Raw genomic sequence first — 1275 nt, 5'->3', positions numbered from 1 at the left:
GCCCTGCCGTACGCGCGCGGCAGCTTGGCCACGAACCGGCCGTCCTGGGTGCGGATCTCCACCTGGAACGCGCGCAAACCGACCTCCAGGGTCCATCCGCGCCACGAGGGGCCGGCGAGGTAGCGGTTGGAATCGATCTCGACGTTGCCCTCCCGGTCGGCCTTGCGCGTCACCCAACGGCACGCGTCGTACGGTACCCGGGGCAACGGCAGCATGCGCGTCTTCTCCCCGGCGAACAGGTCCGAGATCGGAACATCCTTGCGGTAATGCGTGTTCCCGGCGATCTCGTCGCAGCGCGAGAGCATCCAGGAGGTGAGTTTCCGGTACGATTCCGCGTTGGGCATGGGGACCATGAGGTTGCGCCTGAGGAACCCGACCGCGTTCTCCACGTTGCCCTTCTCCCACCCGCTGGCCGGGTTGCAGAACCTGACCTCGACCCGGTAATGCTCGACGAACCGTTGGAACACGTCCACGATGGTGATTTTGTCCCACGCGACCCGGTGCGCGGCGCCGGTGGCGTTGTCGAACACCAGCACGCGCGGCGCCAGGCCGATATGCCCGAACACGGTCTCCAAACCCTCGCACACGCATTCGGCGTTCTCCCCGGGCAGCGCGACCACCCAGCGCATGTTCGAATACGGGAACGCCACCACCAGGCAATGCACCTTCACCCGAGCTCCCTTGATGCAGGCCAGGCCTTCGCCGAAATCGACCTGCGCGATGCCCGGCTCCCATCGCAGTTCCATGAAACCGTCGCCCGGATCCCTCCAATCCCGCTTCCGCTGCTGCACATAGCGCTGCACGAGCTGGTACGAGCCCTCGTAGCCATGTTCGTCCCGCAGCCGGTGCCAGACTCGCATCGCGGTATGGCGCTGCTTGCGCGGCATCAACCGGTCCGACTCCAACCACTTGTCGATCACCGGCTTGAACGGGTCCAGCTTCGACTTCGCCTTCGCGTGTTCGGGCGGCTTGGGCGAGCAATCCTCCAATTCGGCGTACTTCCTGACCGTCTGCCTTGACACTCCGACCTCCTTGGCTATCCGACGCCAGGAAACACCCTGCGCGTCGAGAATCCTGATATGTTGTTGCACGGGCGTCGACACCGTCATATTCCTTTCCTTCCCTGGGAAAACCACTACCAACCAGGGAATCTAATAGGGACGAAACGGGCCGACGCCCTTTTGCGCCAAGGGGCGATAAAACGGTCAACTTCTTGCCGGTAACCCGGCCAACACCATCGCGGTAACTCGGCTCACATCACATTGAACACAAACA

Annotated in this window: 1 protein-coding gene; it reads right to left on the bottom strand. The window is 63.5% G+C overall.

Translation table 11 applies throughout. The features are described 5' to 3' along the window. Window positions 1-1109 (bottom strand): IS21 family transposase (gene istA, locus OU26_RS09995; RefSeq protein WP_033499124.1); only part of this gene is annotated, 1109 nt, incomplete at its 3' end. Window positions 1110-1275 lie beyond the last annotated feature (166 nt).

Source organism: Bifidobacterium ruminantium DSM 6489 (genome assembly GCF_000770925.1).
Classification (GTDB): domain Bacteria; phylum Actinomycetota; class Actinomycetes; order Actinomycetales; family Bifidobacteriaceae; genus Bifidobacterium; species Bifidobacterium ruminantium.
The sequence above is the reverse complement of the archived record's forward strand: the minus strand, read 5'-3'. Positions and strand labels throughout refer to the sequence as shown.